At 59.2% G+C, this 19851-nt stretch carries 20 protein-coding genes and 1 tRNA gene; 13 read left to right on the top strand and 8 right to left on the bottom strand.

All coding sequences use genetic code 11. The features are described from left to right. Positions 1–130 precede the first annotated feature (130 nt). Positions 131–952 carry an HDOD domain-containing protein gene (locus FPT12_RS24270; protein ID WP_054596103.1) on the bottom strand — a complete coding sequence of 274 codons (822 nt, stop codon included), beginning with the start codon at positions 950–952 and terminating at the stop codon, positions 131–133. Between the two features lie 36 nt (positions 953–988). Beyond that, positions 989–1930, bottom strand: coding sequence for a folate-binding protein YgfZ (locus FPT12_RS24275; RefSeq protein ID WP_145021069.1), 942 nt, complete (start codon positions 1928–1930; stop codon positions 989–991). 149 nt (positions 1931–2079) lie between these two features. Here FPT12_RS24275 and FPT12_RS24280 point away from each other — a divergent pair, with 149 nt between their 5' ends. Next, positions 2080–2334, top strand: a complete 255-nt coding sequence (locus FPT12_RS24280) for a succinate dehydrogenase assembly factor 2 (RefSeq protein ID WP_019692540.1) — start codon at positions 2080–2082, stop codon at positions 2332–2334. Next, positions 2318–2770: a protein YgfX gene (locus tag FPT12_RS24285; RefSeq protein ID WP_145021073.1), complete on the top strand. Its 453-nt coding sequence runs from the start codon at positions 2318–2320 to the stop codon at positions 2768–2770. Before FPT12_RS24280 ends, FPT12_RS24285 begins: the two co-directional genes overlap by 17 nt. Here FPT12_RS24285 and nadB read toward each other — a convergent pair. Further along, positions 2739–4355, bottom strand: coding sequence for an L-aspartate oxidase (gene nadB / locus FPT12_RS24290; RefSeq protein ID WP_145021076.1), 1617 nt, complete (start codon positions 4353–4355; stop codon positions 2739–2741). The two genes, FPT12_RS24285 and nadB, sit on opposite strands and share 32 nt — an antisense overlap. Before the next feature lie 558 nt (positions 4356–4913). Here nadB and rpoE point away from each other — a divergent pair. The 4 genes from rpoE (at position 4914) to FPT12_RS24315 (ending at position 8758) form a co-directional block, all read left to right on the top strand. Then, positions 4914–5495 (top strand): RNA polymerase sigma factor RpoE, encoded by a 582-nt coding sequence (rpoE, locus tag FPT12_RS24295; RefSeq protein WP_019692537.1) that lies wholly within the window; start codon positions 4914–4916, stop codon positions 5493–5495. 31 nt (positions 5496–5526) lie between these two features. Continuing rightward, a complete protein-coding gene (locus FPT12_RS24300) occupies positions 5527–6114 on the top strand; it encodes a sigma-E factor negative regulatory protein (protein WP_145021079.1) in 588 nt (195 codons plus the stop codon). 8 nt (positions 6115–6122) lie between these two features. After that, positions 6123–7082, top strand: coding sequence for a MucB/RseB C-terminal domain-containing protein (locus FPT12_RS24305; RefSeq protein ID WP_145021082.1), 960 nt, complete (start codon positions 6123–6125; stop codon positions 7080–7082). A 248-nt stretch (positions 7083–7330) separates the two neighbouring features. Further along, positions 7331–8758, top strand: coding sequence for a DegQ family serine endoprotease (locus tag FPT12_RS24315; RefSeq protein WP_145021088.1), 1428 nt, complete (start codon positions 7331–7333; stop codon positions 8756–8758). Between the two features lie 64 nt (positions 8759–8822). Here FPT12_RS24315 and FPT12_RS24320 read toward each other — a convergent pair whose 3' ends face one another. After that, on the bottom strand, positions 8823–10256 hold the full coding sequence (locus FPT12_RS24320; RefSeq protein WP_145021091.1) for a M48 family metalloprotease: 1434 nt from the start codon (positions 10254–10256) through the stop codon (positions 8823–8825). Positions 10257–10353: 97 nt separating this feature from the next. Here FPT12_RS24320 and FPT12_RS24325 point away from each other — a divergent pair, with 97 nt between their 5' ends. Both FPT12_RS24325 and FPT12_RS24330 read left to right on the top strand, forming a co-directional pair. Further along, positions 10354–10593, top strand: a complete 240-nt coding sequence (locus FPT12_RS24325) for a sulfurtransferase TusA family protein (protein WP_145021093.1) — start codon at positions 10354–10356, stop codon at positions 10591–10593. A 31-nt stretch (positions 10594–10624) separates the two neighbouring features. Continuing rightward, positions 10625–11695: an AI-2E family transporter gene (locus FPT12_RS24330; RefSeq protein WP_145021096.1), complete on the top strand. Its 1071-nt coding sequence runs from the start codon at positions 10625–10627 to the stop codon at positions 11693–11695. Positions 11696–11791: 96 nt separating this feature from the next. Here the strand turns inward: FPT12_RS24330 and FPT12_RS24335 are convergent, their stop codons facing one another. Next, positions 11792–12265: a peroxiredoxin gene (locus FPT12_RS24335; protein ID WP_145021099.1), complete on the bottom strand. Its 474-nt coding sequence runs from the start codon at positions 12263–12265 to the stop codon at positions 11792–11794. Positions 12266–12275: 10 nt separating this feature from the next. Continuing rightward, complete coding sequence (locus FPT12_RS24340) at positions 12276–12836, bottom strand: glycine cleavage system protein R (protein ID WP_019692529.1); 561 nt, start codon at positions 12834–12836, stop codon at positions 12276–12278. A 329-nt stretch (positions 12837–13165) separates the two neighbouring features. Between FPT12_RS24340 and dapA the strand changes: the two genes are divergently transcribed. The 5 genes from dapA (at position 13166) to FPT12_RS24370 (ending at position 16856) form a co-directional block, all read left to right on the top strand. Then, a complete protein-coding gene (gene dapA, locus FPT12_RS24350; protein WP_145021102.1) occupies positions 13166–14044 on the top strand; it encodes a 4-hydroxy-tetrahydrodipicolinate synthase in 879 nt (292 codons plus the stop codon). Between the two features lie 17 nt (positions 14045–14061). Further along, the gene (bamC, locus tag FPT12_RS24355; RefSeq protein ID WP_145021105.1) at positions 14062–15177 is read left to right on the top strand and encodes an outer membrane protein assembly factor BamC; all 1116 of its coding nucleotides are present in this window, start codon (positions 14062–14064) and stop codon (positions 15175–15177) included. Positions 15178–15181: 4 nt separating this feature from the next. Then, positions 15182–15940, top strand: a complete 759-nt coding sequence (locus tag FPT12_RS24360) for an MBL fold metallo-hydrolase (RefSeq protein ID WP_145021108.1) — start codon at positions 15182–15184, stop codon at positions 15938–15940. Between the two features lie 28 nt (positions 15941–15968). Then, positions 15969–16682 carry a phosphoribosylaminoimidazolesuccinocarboxamide synthase gene (gene purC, locus FPT12_RS24365; RefSeq protein WP_123428068.1) on the top strand — a complete coding sequence of 238 codons (714 nt, stop codon included), beginning with the start codon at positions 15969–15971 and terminating at the stop codon, positions 16680–16682. A gap of 84 nt (positions 16683–16766) precedes the next feature. Then, positions 16767–16856 (top strand) — tRNA-Ser (locus FPT12_RS24370). A gap of 129 nt (positions 16857–16985) precedes the next feature. Here the strand turns inward: FPT12_RS24370 and FPT12_RS24375 are convergent. Both FPT12_RS24375 and FPT12_RS24380 read right to left on the bottom strand, forming a co-directional pair. Then, complete coding sequence (locus tag FPT12_RS24375; protein WP_145021111.1) at positions 16986–18203, bottom strand: multidrug effflux MFS transporter; 1218 nt, start codon at positions 18201–18203, stop codon at positions 16986–16988. Beyond that, positions 18194–19777 (bottom strand): FAD/NAD(P)-binding protein, encoded by a 1584-nt coding sequence (locus FPT12_RS24380; RefSeq protein ID WP_145021114.1) that lies wholly within the window; start codon positions 19775–19777, stop codon positions 18194–18196. The genes FPT12_RS24375 and FPT12_RS24380 overlap by 10 nt, the downstream gene beginning before the upstream one ends. Between the last annotated feature and the right edge of the window lie 74 nt (positions 19778–19851).

The raw sequence follows: 19851 nt of genomic DNA on the forward strand, positions 1-19851 counted from the left end.
TGCTCGTATTGGCCTCATCGCGAGCAGGCTCGCTCCCACACTGAGTATTCTGTGTGCATGCTGTTTGTGATCACCACAGTTCAAATGTGGGAGCGAGCCTGCTCGCGATGGGGGCGATGCAGTCTCTTGATCAGTAGAACATCGATCGTGATTCATCCAGATCGCTGCACATTGCCGTGTTCTCCGGATCAATCCCCAGTTTTTTGAATGCTGGCACGTTGAGCACGTCAATTCTGGACAGCGGATGATCGGTGTCCTTGTGGCAATACAGGCTGGCGATCTGCACCAGATCGACATAATCGACCTGCTCGGACTGACGCTTGAAGTCCAGATACAGCCCCGGCAGTTTCACCAGCATTTCCGGAAACTCCCAGACCTGCAGCAGCTTGTCACCGAGCAGCGGATGAATGTGTTCGATCACATGGTTGAGGCTGACCGGATCTGACAGCAGCTCGTAGTGGTCTTCGGCATAGGTCAGAATCGGCAGCACACCGATCTGATGCACAAGCCCGCCAAGAGCCGCCTGATCCGGTTTCAATTGGGTATGAGTGCGGCACAGTGCATAGCTGACACCGGCGATTTCCAGGCTCTTGCGCCAGACTTCGCGCATCTTCTGTTCCACCACCTCGGAGCGGGCATGGAAAATCTGTTCCATGACCAGACCGATAGCCAGGTTGCTGCTGTAATTGATGCCCAGTCGGGTGATTGCCGTGTGCAGGTCGGTCACTTCCTGAGCGGCACGCAGCAACGGACTGTTGACCACCTTGATCAAGCGCGCGGACAACGCGGTGTCGCGGCCGATGACTTTGCTCAGGTCGGCGACGCTGATTTCCGGGTCTTCGGCGGCCTTGCGAATCTGCAGGGCCACTTCCGGTAACGTTGGCAGAACCAGGTCATCGTTATCGATGGCCTCAACCAAATCCTGTTGGACCTTTTCCGCCAGCTCGCTCATTTAGTTTCTCTAGGGCATTGCAAAAAAATGCTGCAGTTAACGCTGGATCTCGCGATCACGATCCAGTGAGTAAGGCAGATCGAGCAGGTGCAGGGCCGGGCCCTCCAGGGCACCAAGATGCACATCGCCACTGTCCGCGGCTTCGGCTTGCAGCACCGCCAACAGCTCGATGTTCTTTTCGGCACGAGCGGCGATCACTACTTCACCAATGGAACTGCCATGGGTTGGGGAAAACAGTGCAGTGCCAGGCTCGGGCAGCTCGGTGGCGTCGAGTTGCAGGCGATACAACCGACGCTTGAGTTTGCCCAGGTACTGCATGCGCGCGACGATTTCCTGGCCGGTGTAGCAACCTTTCTTGAAGCTCACGCCGCCCACCGCTTGCAGATTGAGCATTTGCGGAATGAACAGCTCGCGGGTCTGCGGCATGACCTGGCCGATGCCGGCGCGGATCTGCCCGAGCAGCCACTGGTTCAGATTGCCTTCAGGCAGCAGCGCGGCCAGCGTGTTGTGCAAGGTGTCGGCCTGACTGGCTGCCGCCCAGAGTTCGACGCGATCGGATGACACACGAATGGCAATCAGGCCGCCCGCGCGGGCTACTGCGCCATCTTCCAGGGGAAGCGCCAGGCCCAGGCCGGACAGGACGGCTTCTGAATGCTGCAGGCCGAAGCGAACCCAGGCGGCACTTTCGTCGGTCAATTTGGATTTGGAGAACACCGCGTACTTTTTCAGGTCCGCCAACTGTGGCTCCAGCAACTCGCTGGCCATCGCCAACAGAACCCCGTCACCTTCCAGCAGGATGCGAAAGCTCGACTGCATGCGGCCTTTCTGGGTGCAGCGCGCACCGAGACTGGCCTGGGTGTCGTTCAGGTAATTGAGGTTGCAGGTCAATTGCCCCTGAAGGAACTTGCTGGCGTCGGAGCCGCGAACGGCGAGCACGCCTTCATGGGACAAGGTGCAGAAAAAAGCAGAATCGGCCATGGGTCATCGCAGGGTAAAGAGTCTGGAGGACATCATAAGGGGGCGCCCTTGAAATGGGTAGTTCACAAAGGTTCGAGGGTGCCCGACCAAAGCCGACTGTTCGACAGGGATTGGGGCTGTATACTTGCGCTCTATTTGAGGAGCGCTCCATGGTCGAAGATGTTGAACTGAACCGCCTCTACTGGCACAGCCGTCGCGGCATGCTCGAGCTTGACGTGTTGCTCGTGCCGTTTGTCAAAGAGGTTTATCCGCACCTCAACGATGTCGATCGCGAGTGCTACCGCAAACTGCTCGAATGCGAAGATCAGGACATGTTCGGCTGGTTCATGGAACGCGCCGAATCGGAAGACCCTGAGCTGCAGCGCATGGTTCGCATGATTCTGGACCGTGTTCAACCCAAGTAACCATTATGAATGCCGCTGGCATGCCTCACGGCAATTGCTGGCGGCTTATCTTCTCGCCCAGCTGTTCGCGCTGGGTTCGCTGTTGCTGCTCTCTATACCGGTATGGGCCTGTTTGCTCGGCATTGCGCTGTGCGTGGCTCACGGTTTTTGGGTGTTGCCACGCCAGATTCTGCTGACGCATCCGCAGGCATTCCGTGGCTTGCGCCGGGACGCTGATGGTTGGCAGTTGTGGAATCAGCTGTCGGGTTGGCAATCCGTGCAATTACGTCCGGACAGCCTGGCGCTACCGTTGGTCGTCGTGTTGCGTTTTCGTCTGCGCGGCGAGCGGCGGGTCCGGGCGATCTGTGTGCCGCGCGATGCGCAGGCGACGGATATTCACCGACGCCTGCGGGTCCGGCTGAAGTTCAGTCGGCGTAGGTGGGCGGCACCAGAATAGTGTCCAGCGCCTCTGGCAGCATGTTCGGGTAATCGAGGGTGTAATGCAGGCCGCGACTTTCCTTGCGCTCCATGGCTGAGCGAATCATCAGCTCGGCCACCTGAGCCAGGTTGCGCAGTTCGATCAGATCCCGGCTGACCTTGTAGTTGCTATAGAACTCGTCGATCTCGTCCAGCAGCAGGCGCACGCGATGCTGCGCACGTTGCAGGCGCTTGTTGGTACGCACGATGCCCACGTAGTCCCACATGAACCGCCGAAGCTCATCCCAGTTGTGCGCAATGATCACGTCTTCATCGGAATCGGTCACCTGGCTGGCGTCCCAGGCGGGCAGGGCGCTTGGAATCGCGACGTGCGGCAACTGCTCAAGAATGTCCGCCGCCGCCGAGCGGGCGTAGACGAAGCATTCCAGTAGCGAGTTGCTGGCCATGCGGTTGGCACCGTGCAGGCCGGTGAAGCTGGTTTCGCCAATCGCATACAGGCCAGGCACGTCGGTGCGGCCGTGTTGGTCAACCATGACGCCACCGCAGGTGTAGTGTGCAGCCGGGACCACCGGGATCGGCTGTTTGGTGATGTCTATGGAGAATTCCAGGCAGCGCTCGTACATCGTCGGGAAGTGCGACTTGATGAAAGATGCAGGTTTATGGCTGATGTCCAGATAGACGCAGTCGATACCCAGGCGCTTCATTTCATGGTCGATTGCCCGGGCGACGATGTCCCGTGGTGCCAGTTCGGCGCGCGGGTCAAAACGCTGCATGAAGCGTTCGCCGTTTGGCAGCTTCAAATGTGCACCTTCACCGCGCAGGGCTTCGGTAATCAGGAAGCTTTTGGCTTGTGGGTGGTACAGGCAGGTGGGGTGGAACTGGTTGAACTCCAGATTCGCCACCCGGCAGCCCGAACGCCAGGCCATGGCAATTCCGTCGCCACAAGCGCCGTCGGGGTTGCTGGTGTAGAGGTAGACTTTCGCGGCACCGCCGGAGGCGAGGATCACGAACCGCGCGCCATAGGTATCGACTTCACCGGTGCCCCGATTGAGCACGTAGGCACCAAGGCAGCGATCACCTTCCAGGCCCAGGCGTTTTTCGGTGATCAGATCAACGGCGACCCGTTGCTCCAGCAATTCGATGTTCGGCCGTTGCCGTGCTTGATCAAGCAAGGTATTGAAAATCGCCGCGCCTGTGGCGTCGGCGGCATGAATAATGCGCCGATGACTGTGGCCGCCCTCGCGGGTCAGGTGAAACTCGAAACCACCGTCTTCAGTGCCGGACTGTTCATCGCGGGTGAACGGCACGCCCTGATCGATCAACCATTGAATGGCTTCGCGGCTATGCTCGACGGTAAAGCGCACGGCGTCTTCGTGGCACAGGCCTCCGCCAGCGTTGAGGGTGTCATCGACGTGGGATTCTACGGTATCGGTGTCATCCAGTACGGCAGCGACACCGCCCTGAGCCCAGTAGGTCGAACCGTTGGCGAGGTTGCCTTTGCTCAGTACGGCAATGCGCAAATGATCGGGCAAGGTCAATGCCAGACTCAAACCGGCAGCGCCGCTGCCAATTACCAGAACATCGTGTTGAAACTGTTGGCTCATTTCAGGATTCCGCTCAAAGCGACCCGGGTCGGGGTTGGCGCAAGACACCTGAATCGGCGAGTCGAGACAGCCACACAGCGCACTAGTATATAGAGGGGTGGATCGGCACAATAGTCGGGCCTACGTGGCAATGTGAAACTACTGTGACGGAAAAGACAGATGGTTGTGTAGGACGATTTACACGCGGGGTCGACGATAAGGCAGCCTGATCGCCGATGAAGCGCTGTTTTTCGCCGCGTGGTCATACATTATTCGTTTTGCACGACTATAAAAGGTTGGGAACTTTGCCAGGCGTCCAAGCTCAATAGAAGGTTGCCTGAAACAAGGAACAGCGTCGGCTTCACGCAGGATTTGTGTTTTGGTCATTGCGGGTGGATTCGACGAAAAGATTATTCGCGTAGCCGGCCCAGCCCGTGCTGCGTCTTTCGTGTGTGCCAAATCAGAGCGCGCAGGAAACTTGCTTGGAGGGGGAGAACTTTTGCGAAAAGCCCGAGTCTATGTTTGCAAGCCTGATCGATTAGTTATGCAAGCCTCCTCCGAGCTTATCGAGGAGTGTTCATGCTAACCCAGGAAGAGGATCAGCAGCTGGTCGAGCGCGTTCAACGCGGCGACAAGCGCGCTTTCGATCTGCTAGTGCTGAAATACCAGCACAAAATTCTCGGGTTGATCGTGCGTTTCGTGCACGACACCCATGAAGCCCAGGATGTCGCACAGGAAGCCTTTATCAAGGCCTACCGTGCACTTGGAAATTTTCGCGGCGACAGCGCGTTTTATACATGGCTTTACCGCATCGCCATCAACACGGCGAAAAACTATCTGGTTTCACGCGGCCGTCGGCCGCCGGATAGCGATGTCAGTTCAGAGGATGCAGAGTTCTACGATGGCGATCATGGCCTCAAGGATCTCGAGTCGCCGGAACGTGCATTGCTGCGTGATGAGATCGAAGGCACCGTCCATCGAACCATCCAGCAACTGCCAGAAGATTTACGTACGGCATTAACTTTACGTGAGTTTGATGGTCTGAGTTACGAGGACATTGCGAGCGTCATGCAGTGTCCGGTGGGTACCGTGCGCTCCCGGATTTTCCGCGCTCGGGAAGCCATCGATAAAGCCCTGCAGCCGTTGTTGCAGGAAAGCTGAGACAGCGGCGACAGCCAAGAGAGGAACCGCCATGAGTCGTGAAGCCCTGCAGGAATCGCTGTCCGCAGTGATGGATAACGAAGCGGACGAACTGGAATTGCGTCGGGTATTAAATGCCTTTGACGATGTTGAAACCCGCGAGACCTGGGCCCGTTACCAAGTCGCTCGGGCAGTCATGCACAAAGACCTGCTGATCCCACGTCTGGATCTTGCTTCGGCCGTTTCTGCTGCCCTGGCTGACGAAGCCGTACCGGTCAAGGTCACTCGTGGTCCGTGGCGTACCGTGGGTCGTCTGGCGGTGGCCGCATCGGTGACCCTTGCTGTTCTGGCTGGCGTGCGTCTGTACAACCAGGATGAGATCGCCGGTGTCGAATTGGCCCAGCACTCCACTCAACCGGCTCTGGCTGTTCCTCAAGTAAAAGGTCCAGCCGTTTTGGCAGGCTACAATGAGAGTTCGGAAGCCACTGGTCCTATGGCCAACGGCGTATTGCAAGGTCAGCCGGGCTGGCATGATCAGCGTCTGCCAGGCTACTTGCGCCAACATGCTCAACAAGCTGCACTGAAAGGCACTGAAAGCGCTCTGCCTTATGCTCGTGCGGCAAGCCTGGAAAACCGTTAAGGAGGATCATGCGCGCCATCCCTCTACTTACGCTGCTGGTTACTGGCTGGTTTGTTGTTCCAGCCTATGCCGATGAGGCTCAGGACTGGTTGACCCGCCTGAGTCAGGCCGAACAACAGCAAAGCTTCCAAGGCACTTTCGTCTACGAGCGTAACGGTAGTTTTTCTACCCACAACATCTGGCATCGCGTCCAGGATGGCAAAGTCCGCGAGCGTTTGCTTCAGCTTGACGGTTCTGCTCAGGAAGTCGTACGTATTGATGGGCATACTCAATGCGTCAGCGGCAGCCTGGTAGCGGGGCTGGGGGATACTCCCGACTCTTCTGCTCGTGCGCTTGATCCACAAAAGCTCAAGAATTGGTACGACCTTGCCGTCACCGGCAAGTCGCGCGTGGCTGGACGCCCGGCCGTCATTGTTTCACTGACGCCGCGTGATCAGCATCGTTATGGTTTTGAATTGCACCTGGACCGCGAAACCGGCCTGCCGTTGAAGTCATTGCTGTTGAATGACAAGGGGCAGTTGCTGGAGCGTTTCCAGTTTACTCGCCTGGATACGGCTGAAGTACCTGCTGAGCGTGATCTGCAAGCAAGCTCCGAGTGCAAGGCCGTGACGCTCGAAAGCGACAAGGCATTAGCGGTGAAAGCCGCTCAGGTATGGCATTCCGACTGGTTGCCACCTGGCTTCGAACTCAGCAGCAGTAGCGCCCGCAAGGATCCGGAGACCAAGGTCCAGGTCAGCAGTTTGATGTATGACGATGGCCTGGCGCGTTTTTCGGTGTTCCTGGAGCCGCTCAATGGCGCAGTGGTTACCGATACGCGTACTCAGCTAGGCCCGACCGTTGCAGTTTCGCGACGTCTGACCACGCCCGATGGCGAGATGATGGTCACGGTAGTCGGCGAAATTCCGATCGGAACTGCTGAGCGCATTGCACTCTCCATGCGCACCGACGCCGCTGCGGCCAAGCAGTGAGCAGGTCCGGTGATGCTTATCAGGCAGCCAGTTAGTTGTGAAGGAGGCCAGCAATTGTCCGCTCCACAATTGAGATGTCGAAATGTTTGGTGAGCATTTCCATTTGCAAAATCTCCAAAAATTTTCTATAGGTCAGAGCCCCACGGCTCTGGCCTTGTTTGTTGTTCCCGGAGCAAAAGTACCGGTGCATGTTTCCCGGTATTCCTTGCTCCATATCGCTTAACCATGCTCGTCGTAACGGGAGCCGTATGTCGATACTACGTTTGAAATCCTGCCTCTCCATTTTTGCCGTTGTATTGGTACTCGGTCAGGCAGTCAGTGCCCAGGCCGCCGAACTGCCTGATTTTACGCAACTGGTCGAGCAAGCCTCGCCTGCGGTAGTAAACATCAGTACCACGCAGAAGCTGCCGGACCGCAAGGTCTCCAATCAGGATATTCCGGATCTGGAAGGCTTGCCGCCGGCGCTGCGCGAGTTTCTCGAGCGCGGCATGCCGCCACAGAAGCGCTCGCCTCGTGGTCGCCAGCGTGAAGCGCAATCCCTGGGTTCAGGGTTCATCATCTCGCCTGATGGCTACATTCTGACCAACAACCATGTGATCGCCGATGCTGATGAAATCATCGTGCGTCTCGCCGATCGCAGTGAGCTTAAAGCCAAGCTGGTCGGCACTGACCCACGCTCCGATGTGGCATTGCTGAAAGTCGAGGGCAAGGGCCTGCCTGTGCTCAAATTGGGTAAATCCCAGGATCTGAAAGCTGGGCAGTGGGTTGTTGCCATCGGTTCTCCGTTTGGTTTTGACCACACGGTGACCCAGGGCATCGTCAGTGCCATTGGTCGCAGCCTGCCGAACGAAAACTATGTGCCGTTCATCCAGACCGACGTGCCGATCAACCCGGGTAACTCGGGTGGTCCGCTGTTCAACCTGGCGGGCGAAGTGGTAGGGATCAATTCGCAGATCTACACCCGTTCCGGTGGTTTCATGGGCGTGTCGTTCGCGATCCCGATCGATGTCGCCATGGATGTTTCCAATCAGCTGAAAAGCGGTGGCAAAGTCAGCCGAGGCTGGTTGGGTGTGGTGATCCAGGAAGTGAGCAAGGATCTCGCCGAGTCCTTTGGCCTGGAGAAGCCGGCCGGTGCGCTGGTGGCTCAGATCCAGGATGGCGGTCCGGCTGCCAAGGGTGGTTTGCAGGTCGGTGACGTGATCCTGAGCATGAATGGTCAGCCGATCATCATGTCAGCGGATCTGCCGCATCTGGTGGGTGCGCTCAAGGCAGGTGAGAAAGCCAAGCTTGAAGTGATTCGTGACGGCAAGCGTAAAAATGTCGATCTGACGGTTGGCGCGATTCCAGAGGAAGGCAAAGAGCTTGATGCCCTTGCCAAGCCTGGTGTCGAGCGCAGCAGCAATCGACTGGGTGTATCCGTGGCCGATTTGAGCGATGAGCAGAAAAAAGCCTTCGACCTCAAGGGTGGCGTGGTGATCAAGGACGTTCAGGAAGGTCCTGCCGCCCTGATCGGCCTGCAATCGGGTGACGTGATTACTCATTTGAACAATCAGGCAATAGGTTCCGCCAAGGAGTTCACGGAAATCGCCCAGGCGCTGCCAAAGAACCGCTCTGTATCGATGCGGGTCTTGCGTCAAGGGCGTGCCAGCTTCATTACCTTCAAACTGGCCGAGTAAACCGGTTAGTCACTGAATAAAAAAACGCCTCGAAAGAGGCGTTTTTTTATGGGGCAAAGAAACGTCAGCCCATCATGTCCTTGACCAGGCGCTCTTGCTCCATCAGCTCCCGTTGACGCGCATCGATGCGTGACGACAGCGGGAAATTGGTGCCTGCGCGGCGTTTGGCGAAGTCCAGTTGCTGGATCGCCTGACGGTAGTCGCCAATCAGTGCGAAGTACTCGGCGCGGGCCTGATGCAGGCCAATGATGTTGCCGGACAGGCCGCGAGTCTCGGCCACCATGTACCAGACGTCCGGATCGTTCGGGCGGTTCTTGAGCAGGGCTTCAAGGGCTTTCTCGGCGTCGGCCGGGCGGTTCTGCTTGAGCAGCAAGTCGACCCGCACCTGATTCAGCGGATAGTTGCGCGGGTACTGCACGAGCATCCGGTCGACCCGCGTCTGTGCATCCGGCAGGCGATTGTTGGCGATGTCCAGATCGACTTGCGCCAGGTTGTAGATGATTTCGTCAGGCGACTTGGCCAGTAATTGCTTGAGGTTCTCGCGGGCGTCGTTGAACAGGCTGCCCTTGATCTGGGCGATTGCCAGGCCATAACGTGCTACGTCGCTTTTCGGGTTTTCATCGAGTTGGGCGCGAAAGCGTTTAGCGGCAAGACCCGGACTGTCTTCGTAGAACAACTGGACGCGCGCGCGAATCAGTTGATACGTCAGGCTGTCTTCCTTGCCGCCCGGTTTGAACTGCTCGGCGCGGTTACGGGTGTCGGCGATCCGCGATTCGGTGACCGGGTGAGTCAGCAGAAATTCGGGCGGTTTGGCATTGAAACGGTACTGGCGCATCAGGCGTTCGAACATGGTCGGCATCGAGCGCGGGTCGTAACCGGCTTTCTCGAGGTTGAGCATGCCGATACGGTCGGCCTCCTGCTCCTTCTCCCGGGAGAAGCGTAGTTGCTCCTGAATGGCCGCTGCCTGGGTGCTGGCGATGGCGGCGATACCGGCGTCTCCGGCGCCAGCCGCGGCCACGATGATCCCGCCGAGCAGAGCGGCCATCATCGGGATTTGCATACGTTGCGAAGCTTCGACGCCGCGAGCAAAGTGGCGTTGCGACACGTGAGCCAATTCATGGGCGAGTACCGAAGCGTATTCGCCTTCGGTCTGGGCATTCAGAAACAGGCCGCCGTTGACCCCGACAATCCCGCCGGGTGCGGCGAAGGCGTTGAGTTGCGGGCTGTTGATCAGAATGAACTCCAGGCGCCGGTCGTTGACCTGGCTGGTTTCCACCAGTTTATAGACGCTGGTTTCGACGTAATCCTTGAGCAGTGGGTCGTTGAGTTGTGACACCTGGCTGCGCAGCATCGCCAGCCATGCGCGGCCCAACTGGTATTCCTGCTGTGGCGATACGATGGCAGAACTGGCATCGCCAAGTGACGGCAGGTCGTCGGCAAAGCCCGGTGAGGCTAGCAGGCAAGCGAGCGTCAGCAGGGTGGGGCGCAGAAAAGTCATGCACGAGGCCTTAGTCGACAAAGACCTTACTGTAGCCGGACACATGCGTTGCGACCAGATATTCTAGATCACTCAATCACCTATCCGGAGTGAAGCAATGACCGACGCTGTAGAGCATGACGCCGAACTGGACGCCTGCGGGTTGAACTGTCCATTGCCGTTGCTCAAGGCCAAGCTGGAGCTCAATCGCCTGCCCAGCGGCGCGGTACTCAAGGTCATCGCTACCGATGCGGGTTCACAGCGCGACTTCCGCACCTTTGCCCGTTTGGCCGGTCATACGCTGCTTCATGAAGAGGATGAGGCTGGCGTTTATCGCTACTGGCTGAAAAAAGCCTGAATTTTGCGGCGTTCATTGTTAAGGAATATCGATGTTCAAAGTGTTACGCGACTGGATTCAGCGCTACTTCTCCGATGAGGAGGCCGTGGTGCTGGCCGTGCTGCTCTTTCTGGCCTTCACCGCGGTCCTGACTCTGGGCGGAATGCTCGCGCCGGTATTGGCGGGGATGGTGTTGGCGTATCTGATGCAAGGTCTGGTCAGTACCCTTGAGCGCCTGCATTTGCCCGGTGCTGCCGCGGTGGGGCTGGTGTTCGCGTTGTTCATGGGCATGTTGCTGCTATTTCTGGTCGTGGTGCTGCCGTTGCTTTGGCATCAACTGATTGCCTTGTTCAACGAACTGCCGGGCATGCTCGCCAAATGGCAGTCGTTGCTGCTGTTGCTGCCCAGGCGCTATCCACATCTGGTGTCCGATCAACAGGTGCTGCAGGCCATCGAGGTGGCGCGTGGCGAGATTGGCAAGTTCGGTCAGTGGGCGTTGACGTTCTCGCTGTCCAGCTTGCCATTGCTGGTGAACATCATGATCTATCTGGTGCTGGTGCCGATTCTGGTGTTTTTCTTCCTCAAGGACCGGGCGATGATCGGGCAGTGGGTCCGCGGGTATCTGCCGCGCGAGCGTGCACTGATCACCCGCGTTGCCGAAGAAATGAACCGGCAGATCGCCAATTACATTCGCGGCAAGGTCATGGAAATGGTCATTTGCGGCGGGGCGACCTACATCGGCTTCGTTGCCCTGGGGCTCAATTACGCGGCACTGCTGGCGCTGTTGGTCGGCGTTTCGGTGGTGGTACCGTATGTCGGGGCGGTGGTGGTGACCGTGCCGGTGCTGTTGATTGCCTTGTTCCAGTGGGGCTGGAGCGATCAGTTCATCTACTTGATGGCGGTCTACGGGATCATTCAGGTGCTGGACGGCAATGTGCTGGTGCCACTGCTGTTTTCGGGGGCGGTCAATCTGCACCCGGTAGCGATCATCTGCGCAGTGCTGTTGTTTGGTGGACTGTGGGGATTCTGGGGCGTGTTTTTCGCGATTCCGCTGGCCACCCTGTTCAAGGCGGTGCTGGATGCCTGGCCGCGCAAAGAACCAATTGTTGCGCCGTTGTTGTAACCATCGCTGATCCGTAGGAGCAGAGCTTGCTAGCGATGAACGATGACGCGGTGTGTCAGGAACACCGTCATCGCGGGCAAGCCTTGCTCCTACAGCTCAGGCTTTGTTCAAGGCCTGGGCCGCGGTCAATACCGCATCAACGTGCCCTGGCACCTTCACACCACGCCATTCCTGACGCAGTACACCATTCTTGTCGATCAGAAAGGTGCTGCGATCAACCCCCATGTATTCCTTGCCATAGAGCTTTTTCAGCTTGATCACGTCGAACAGCTGACAGATGGCTTCGTCCTTGTCGCTGATCAGCTCGAACGGGAACTCCTGTTTACACTTGAAGTTCTCGTGGGATTTCAGGCTGTCACGCGACACGCCGAACACTTCGGTGTTGGCGGCGGTGAACTGCGCATACTGGTCGCGAAAGCCCTGACCTTCGGTGGTGCAACCCGGCGTACTGTCCTTGGGATAGAAGTAGATCACCACTTGCTTGCCCTTGAGGGCCGCGAGGCTGACGGTCTGCCCGCTGGTGGCAGGCGCTTCGAAGTCGGTGACAGGTTGGTCGATAGCAACGGCCATGGGAGCTTCCTTACATTGGATTCTGTGGGCGCCACGGTTCGATCAGCGCGTCCAGGTTCAGCGCGTCGGCGAAGTCCAGGAACTGATCGCGCAGCCAGCTGATTTGTACGCCGGCCGGTAGCGTCACGGTAAACGTGGCGTTGAGCATGGTGCCGCCGGTTTGCGGCGCCTGATAGGTGTCGCAGGTCAGGTTTTCGAGCTCGACGTTATGGTCCATGAAGAATTGGCACAGCTCGTTGATGATGTCCGAGCGGTAAGCCGAGCTGACATAGGCGACATACGGCAGGGCCTGTGGACGGTTCTCCAGCGCCGCGCTGCGTACCACGTTGACCGTGAAGGCGTGCTTTTTGGCGAGGCTCGACAGGCTGCCTTCAAGGCGCGCCAGTGCATCCCAGCTACCGGAAATCTCGAGGACCAACGCACTGCACTCGCCATGACGGGTCAGGCGAGAGGTGACCACGGCACAGCGGTTTTCATGGCTGGCGCGGCACAGGACGTTAGTCAGCTCCATGGGGTTGGCGCCGAGGGCACTGATGACAAGGAATTGTTCGCGAACTGTGGGGGTGGACATGCAGCATTCCTAAAGCGATGAGCGGTCGGTACTTATCAAGGGCCGATTCGTCGGGGTGGGCGTCCGGATGCGAAATCAAAAAGCCCGAACCAGATGGTTGCGACGAGCTCCAGTGAGGCGAGATCGGGTAGGCGGCAACGCAGGATCAGGGCTTGTGAGGCCGAAAGTGGAGGCTGGAACCCGGCGTACGAGCCTGTCGGTACTGATCAAAGTCTGAAGGGTAGCGAAAACCGGCGCTCAGGGGAATGGCGCGAGCGCAGTACTTCGCTTGTACAAGCATCTTGGCGCCAGTACCATTACCGTTCTCTTTTTCCGGCAGGAGCGGTTGCATGATTGCGGGCAGTATGGTGGCACTGGTCACACCCATGGATGCACAGGGTCGTCTTGACTGGGACAGCCTGAGCAAACTGGTGGACTTTCACCTGCAAAACGGCACCCACGCCATTGTGGCGGTCGGCACCACAGGTGAGTCTGCGACCCTTGACGTGAACGAACACATCGAAGTGATTCGTCGCGTAGTCAAGCAGGTCAACGGTCGTATCCCGGTGATCGCCGGTACCGGCGCCAATTCGACGCGCGAAGCGATCGAGCTGACCACCAATGCGAAGACCGCCGGCGCCGATGCGTGCCTGCTGGTAACGCCGTACTACAACAAGCCGACGCAAGAAGGCCTGTACCTGCACTTCAAGACCATCGCCGAAGCTGTCGACATCCCGCAGATCCTCTACAACGTGCCGGGTCGTACCGCGTGCGACATGCAGGCCGAGACGGTCATCCGCCTGTCGACCGTGAAGAACATCATCGGCATCAAGGAAGCCACGGGCGATCTTTCGCGCGCCAAGGCCATCCTCGACGGTGTCAGCAAGGACTTCCTGGTGATTTCCGGTGACGACGCCACCGCAGTCGAACTGATCCTGCTGGGCGGCAAGGGCAATATCTCGGTGACCGCCAACGTTGCACCGCGTGAAATGGCCGACCTGTGTATCGCCGCTCTGAATGGCGACGCCGTGAAAGCCCGCGCGATCCACGAAAAGCTGATGCCGCTCAATAAAACCCTGTTTATCGAATCCAACCCCATCCCCGTGAAATGGGCGCTGCATGAAATGGGCTTGATGCCGGACGGTATCCGTCTGCCGCTCACCTGGCTCAGCGAAGCCTGTCACGAACCGCTGCGGCAGGCCATGCGCCAGTCCGGCGTATTGGTTTAATTGAGGAAGTACAACGCATGAAGCGAATGGCCGGACTTTCCGCACTTGCCTTGATTATCTCCAGCACCAGTGGCTGCGGATGGATCTGGGGCCCGGAAGGTTATTTCCGTGACCGTGGTAGCGATTACCTGGAAGCGCAACAGACTGCACCGATGCAACTGCCGCCGGATGTCCATACCTCCAAGCGCCTGGACCCGTTGCTGCCGATTCCGCGCAACGTCGCCGATGACACGTTCAAGGGCGAATACATCGTTCCTCGTCCGCAGCCGTTGTCGGCGATTGCCGATGCCAGCGATTACAGCCTGCAAAAAAGCGGCGATACGCGTTGGGTCATGGCCCAGCATCCACCGGCTGAAGTCTGGCCAGTGGCTGTGCAGTTCTTCCAGGACAACGGCTTCCGTCTGGATCAACAGCGCCCGCAAACCGGCGAGTTCACCACCGCCTGGCAGCGTCCTGACGAGCTTTCCGCGACGATGGCCAAGCGCCTGAGCAGTACCGGCGTTGGTTCTGACAGCCAGACTCGCGTGCGGGTGCGCATCGAGCCTGGCGTGCAGCGCAACACCAGTGAAGTCTACGTGGTCAGCGCCGAGCGTCCTGCCGGTAGCACCGCCGATGTCGCGTTCACCAACCGTTCGGTCAACACCGGCCTGGACGCTGCGCTGATCGACGACATGCTCGCCAGCATGAGCCGCACGTCGGAGAAGGGCGGTTCGGTCTCGATGCTCGCTTCGCGTGATTTCGATACGCCAAACCGTGTCAGCCTGGCTGAAGACGGCAGCGGTAACCCGGTGCTCAACGTCGGTACCGACCTTGACCGTGCCTGGTCGAGCGTAGGGCGCGCGTTGGAGAAGGGCGAATGGCGTGTTGAAGACATCAACCGCAGCCTGGGCCTGTATTACATCAACCTTTCCGAAAAAGCCGAGAAGAAAGACCAGAAGCCAGGTTTCTTCAGCAACCTGTTCGGCAGCGCGCCGAGCAAGGAAGAAGTTGAAGCCCGTGCCGAGCGTTATCAGGTTCGCCTGAGCAAGGTTGGCGAGAACGTACAAGTGACCGTCGAGAAGAACATCAACACCGTTGCGCCGGCTGAAGTGGCGCGCAAAGTGTTGGGCGTGATTCAGGACAACCTGGGCTGATCAGATGCGTTTCGCCGTTCTCGGCAGTGGTAGCCAAGGAAATGGCACGCTGATAGCCAGTGATGACACGTACGTCCTGGTCGATTGTGGTTTCTCCTTGCGCGAAACCGAAAAACGCCTGCTGCGCCTGGGTGTAAGCCCGACGCAGCTGAGCGCGATACTGGTGACCCACGAACATGCCGACCACGTGCATGGCGTGGGTTTGCTGTCTCGGCGCTACAATCTTCCTGTCTACCTGAGTCGCGGCACCTTGCGCGGGATGCGCAAGCCGGTTGAACCGGCAGGCTTTGTCGCCGGTGGTGAGCAGTTGCAGATTGGCGGGTTGAGTATCGGCGTCATTGCCGTGGCCCACGATGCGCTGGAACCGACGCAATACGTCTTCAGTGACGGTTCGCGGCGTTTCGGCCTGCTGACGGACCTCGGTTCGTACTGCGCCACGGTGCTGGACGGTTATCGGGATCTCGATGCATTGATGATCGAATCCAATCACTGCCGCGACCTGCTGGCCCGCGGTCAATACCCGTACTTTCTCAAGCAGCGGGTAGGCGGTGAGCTGGGACATTTGAACAACCATCAGGCCGCAAACCTGGTGGCCGAGTTGGGCTGGCAGGACCTGCAACACCTGGTACTGGCCCATCTGAGCAGCAAGAACAACCTGCCGCAGCTGGCCCGGCAATGTTTTGTCGACACCCTCGGGTGCGACCCGGACTGGCTGCAATTGGCCGATCAAGATTCAGGGCTCGACTGGCGACATATCGCCTAGCCCATCTACTTAGCAAGCGGAGCCCATCATGGAAAAACGTGAAGAACTCTACCGCGGCAAAGCCAAATCGGTTTACAAGACCGACGACGCTGACCGCTTGATCCTGCTGTTTCGCAACGACACCTCGGCGTTCGACGGCAAGCGCATCGAGCAGCTCGACCGCAAAGGCATGGTGAACAACAAGTTCAACGCCTTCATCATGCAGAAACTCGAAGAAGCCGGCGTGCCGACCCAATTCGACAAACTGCTGGGCGACAACGAGTGCCTGGTGAAAAAGCTCGACATGATCCCGGTCGAGTGCGTCGTGCGTAACTACGCTGCTGGCAGCCTGGTCAAGCGTCTGGGCGTCGAAGAGGGCATGAAGCTCAACCCTTACACCTTCGAACTGTTCCTGAAGGACGACGCCAAGGGCGACCCGTTCATCAACGAATCCCACGTCGTGGCGTTCGGTTGGGGCACCGCCGAGCAACTGGTTCGCATGAAAGAACTGTCGCTCAAGGTCAACGAAGTCCTGAGCAAACTGTTCGACGACGCTGGCCTGCTGCTGGTCGACTTCAAACTCGAGTTCGGCGTGTTCCACGACGGCACCATCGTCTTGGGCGACGAGTTCAGCCCGGATGGCTGCCGTCTGTGGGACAAGGCCACCGGCAAGAAAATGGACAAGGACCGCTTCCGTCAGGGCCTCGGTGATGTTATCGAAGCCTACGAAGAAGTCGCCAACCGCCTCGGCGTTCCGCTGTAATCGACGCAAGCATCTGATAGCACGGAAAAATTTTCACTCAGGGGGTTCGCTTCCGGTGAATGTGCTGTTATGATGCGCGCCGTTGGAGAGATGCCAGAGTGGCCGAATGGGACGGATTCGAAATCCGTTGTACCTTCACCGGTACCTAGGGTTCGAATCCCTATCTCTCCGCCATTACATAGGAAAAGCCCCCGTAGCTGAAAAGTTACGGGGGCTTTTTCGTTTCTGGCGTTTTGTTTGCCTCACGCCCGGCGCCGGTTCAGGCTGCAGCGTGCCGCAAAAAGCCGTTCATGGTGCGCCGCTTCAGCGTTCGCCCAGCGCCTCCTCCAGCGGGGCAGTCTCTGATTTGAACAGCAGCCAGACCAGGCAGAAGCTGATGCTGAAGATCGAGGTCATGACCATCATCGGGTAGACGCTGCCATCCGAAAGTTTGCCGGTGACGAAGCCGCACACCGCGGTCATGGCCATCTGGATAAAGAAAAACAACCCGGATGCGGTGCCGGCAATGGCCGAGAAGGGTTGCAGTACCGCCAGCTGGCAGGCCGGGATGGCGATACCCACCGAGAGCATGATCAGCAGCATCGGGCAGACGATCGACAGCAGCGCCTCGGGCCAGAGCCGGGTGGCCATGATCAGTAGCGACGAGCCCACCAGGTTCAGGGCGATGGCGTAGCCGATCAGGGAATCGGCGTCGTGTCTGGCGGACAGGCGGCGGAACAGATTGGAGCCCAGCACATAACCGGCCACGGTCACGGCGAACACTTGGGCATACTCCATCGAGGACAGGTGCAGGGTACGTTGCAGCAGGGTCGAGGACTCGGCGATAAACGGAAAATAGGTGCAGTACACGCAGCCTATGGCCAGGGAGTAGCGCAGGAAATAGCGGTCGCGCAGCAGCCGCGCGTAAATGCGCAAGGTGCCTTGCTGGCGCGTATCGGGCTGGGCGGACGGACGGGTTTCCGGCAGCAGCAGGCTGATCAGGATCAGCGTTAGCGCGGCAATCACGCTCAGGACCACAAACACCCCACGCCAGCCGAAGGCGGTTTCGATAAGGCTGCCGATAATCGGGGCCACCATCGGCGAAATGGCCATGCCCATGGAAATCCGGCTGAGCAGACGAGTCTGTTCATGGCGGTCGAAACGGTCGCGGACCATGACCCTGCCGATCACCGTGCCGCAGCAGCCACCGAGGGCCTGGAGCATCCGGGCGACGATCAGCACCTCGACATTGCGGGCGAGCACGCACACCAAGGTCGCCACCAGGTACAGCGCCGTGCCGCCGATCAGCACTGGCCGCCGGCCAAAACGATCGCAGAGCGGGCCACCGATCAGCATCGAAAAGGCGTACCCGACCATGTACAGGGTGAGGGTCAGCTGAAGTTGGGCATCGCTGGCATGCAGGGCATCGGCCATCGCTGGCAACGAGGGCAGGTAGATGTCGATGGTGACGCGTGGCAGGCAGACGACCACCAGCAACAGCGCCGACCAGATCCAGGGCGCCAGGTTAGATTTTACAGGCATGGGTTACTCCGTAGGGTGAGCGATGGCGAGGCGAGGGGAGCGGCAGGCGCCGAGAGGTGCGAGGGCAGGCCGCGGATCAGGTCTTCGGCCATGTGTCGGGCACGCTTGGTGATCATTTCCAGCGAGGAGACGAAGAAGTAGGTGCCGCTGGTCATATGGCCCAGCAGGCGCAGGTGCGGATCGGGCTGTCGGTGCCGGTCGAGCAGTGCGCCACTGGCAAACTCGACTTGCAGGCCGCCTCGTTCGTCGCGTAGTGCATGGCCGTCCTGCTGCAACTGCCAGAGCACGCCGGAGTCCTGCTCGCATTCCACCCATTTGGCCGCGCCGGTGGCGTTCACCACGTAGTCGTATTCGCAGGTCTCGGCGGTCGCCGCGTAATGGGCCTTGATCAGGTTTTCATGCAGCCCCTCGAAACGCACATCGCCTGCCAGCAGGCGCAGGTTGCCGGCTTCGATCAGGGCCTTGAGCTTCAGGGCGTTGGCCAGCGGCATGGGCGCACGACGGGCCAGCCAGTCCTTGGCGAAATGCCGGGTGATGGTCTGCTGGTCGGCGCTGTCCAAGGCGTTCCAGGCGTACTCGATCACTTCATTGGTGGCGGCGAGGACCAACTGCCAGTCCCTGCGCTGGGTCGCGGCCGCGACTTCCTCGTGCAGGTGCTGCAACGGGGTGCTGCCGGAGCGGAAAAGCGTTCGCCAGTCGCAGCGAATCGCCCGCAGCTCGGCCCGCAGCAGGCGTAACAGGCTGCGCAGTGCCAGCTGTCGGGCACCGCCTTGAGTCAGTTGCTCCAGGGCCGCGTGGGTGAGGAACTGCAATGGGTGGCGCGGCCCCGGCAAGCCACGGACGAAGGGCAGGCGACCGCTGCGCGAGATCATGTCGATCTGGCCGGTGAACCCCAGCGCCTGGAGACTGAGTACCACGTCCACCGCGGTCAGGCCGCTGCCGATTACGCAGATGCGCTGGCCGATCAGGGTCGGGGCGATCTGTTCGCTGATGGGGTAGGGGCTGCGGATAAAGCGGTAATGATCGTCCAGTCCGTAATGATCCCGTGGACCGGTATTGCCCACGGCGAGCACCACACGGTCGGCGATATGGGTCGAGCCGGCGGCGCTCAGGTGGTAGCGGCAGTCCTTGTCGATCGCCGTGACACGGGCCTGCACCACCTCGATCTGCAGGTGCTTGCGACGGGCAATGGCGCAGGTCTCGGCGAAGAAATCGCTGAGAAAACGCCCGAATATTGCGCGTGGCACGAAGGCTTCCGCCAGGTCGGTATTGGAAACGGCCTTGAGTTCTTCGGCGTGGTGGGCCTTCCAGCGCAACCAGGCAGTGAAGGTGGAAAAATCCCGGGCGCACACTGACATGGTTTCCGCCACGCGGTTGAGCAGCAGCGAGTCGACATCCGGGTGGTAAGCCAGGCCCGGGCCGACGCTGTTGCGTGGTTCGAAGACCTGTATGCGCATCCCCTGGGCCTGTTCGGCACTGATCGACGCGACGAAATGATGCAGGAATGCTACGCAGGCGCCACCGCCGCCAACGATCGCGAGGGTGAATTCGGGGTGTTGTGTTGTAGAAGCCATGTCGCTCTCGGGTATCCATTACAGGGCCGCGACGTTAGGCGCTTTGTGGTTTAATTCTGAGAGCCGTTAATTAG

Source organism: Pseudomonas sp. H3(2019) (genome assembly GCF_007713465.1).
Taxonomy (GTDB): Bacteria; Pseudomonadota; Gammaproteobacteria; order Pseudomonadales; family Pseudomonadaceae; genus Aquipseudomonas.

Bases quoted from the DNA above. Each gene is read 5' to 3' on its own strand.
- FPT12_RS24270 (WP_054596103.1), bottom strand. From the start codon at position 952: ATGAGCGAGCTGGCGGAAAAGGTCCAACAGGATTTGGTTGAGGCCATC.
- FPT12_RS24275 (WP_145021069.1), bottom strand. From the start codon at position 1,930: ATGGCCGATTCTGCTTTTTTCTGCACCTTGTCCCATGAAGGCGTGCTC.
- FPT12_RS24280 (WP_019692540.1), top strand. From the start codon at position 2,080: ATGGTCGAAGATGTTGAACTGAACCGCCTCTACTGGCACAGCCGTCGC.
- nadB (WP_145021076.1), bottom strand. From the start codon at position 4,355: ATGAGCCAACAGTTTCAACACGATGTTCTGGTAATTGGCAGCGGCGCT.
- rpoE (WP_019692537.1), top strand. From the start codon at position 4,914: ATGCTAACCCAGGAAGAGGATCAGCAGCTGGTCGAGCGCGTTCAACGC.
- FPT12_RS24300 (WP_145021079.1), top strand. From the start codon at position 5,527: ATGAGTCGTGAAGCCCTGCAGGAATCGCTGTCCGCAGTGATGGATAAC.
- FPT12_RS24305 (WP_145021082.1), top strand. From the start codon at position 6,123: ATGCGCGCCATCCCTCTACTTACGCTGCTGGTTACTGGCTGGTTTGTT.
- FPT12_RS24315 (WP_145021088.1), top strand. From the start codon at position 7,331: ATGTCGATACTACGTTTGAAATCCTGCCTCTCCATTTTTGCCGTTGTA.
- FPT12_RS24320 (WP_145021091.1), bottom strand. From the start codon at position 10,256: ATGACTTTTCTGCGCCCCACCCTGCTGACGCTCGCTTGCCTGCTAGCC.
- FPT12_RS24325 (WP_145021093.1), top strand. From the start codon at position 10,354: ATGACCGACGCTGTAGAGCATGACGCCGAACTGGACGCCTGCGGGTTG.
- FPT12_RS24330 (WP_145021096.1), top strand. From the start codon at position 10,625: ATGTTCAAAGTGTTACGCGACTGGATTCAGCGCTACTTCTCCGATGAG.
- FPT12_RS24335 (WP_145021099.1), bottom strand. From the start codon at position 12,265: ATGGCCGTTGCTATCGACCAACCTGTCACCGACTTCGAAGCGCCTGCC.
- FPT12_RS24340 (WP_019692529.1), bottom strand. From the start codon at position 12,836: ATGTCCACCCCCACAGTTCGCGAACAATTCCTTGTCATCAGTGCCCTC.
- dapA (WP_145021102.1), top strand. From the start codon at position 13,166: ATGATTGCGGGCAGTATGGTGGCACTGGTCACACCCATGGATGCACAG.
- bamC (WP_145021105.1), top strand. From the start codon at position 14,062: ATGAAGCGAATGGCCGGACTTTCCGCACTTGCCTTGATTATCTCCAGC.
- FPT12_RS24360 (WP_145021108.1), top strand. From the start codon at position 15,182: ATGCGTTTCGCCGTTCTCGGCAGTGGTAGCCAAGGAAATGGCACGCTG.
- purC (WP_123428068.1), top strand. From the start codon at position 15,969: ATGGAAAAACGTGAAGAACTCTACCGCGGCAAAGCCAAATCGGTTTAC.
- FPT12_RS24375 (WP_145021111.1), bottom strand. From the start codon at position 18,203: ATGCCTGTAAAATCTAACCTGGCGCCCTGGATCTGGTCGGCGCTGTTG.
- FPT12_RS24380 (WP_145021114.1), bottom strand. From the start codon at position 19,777: ATGGCTTCTACAACACAACACCCCGAATTCACCCTCGCGATCGTTGGC.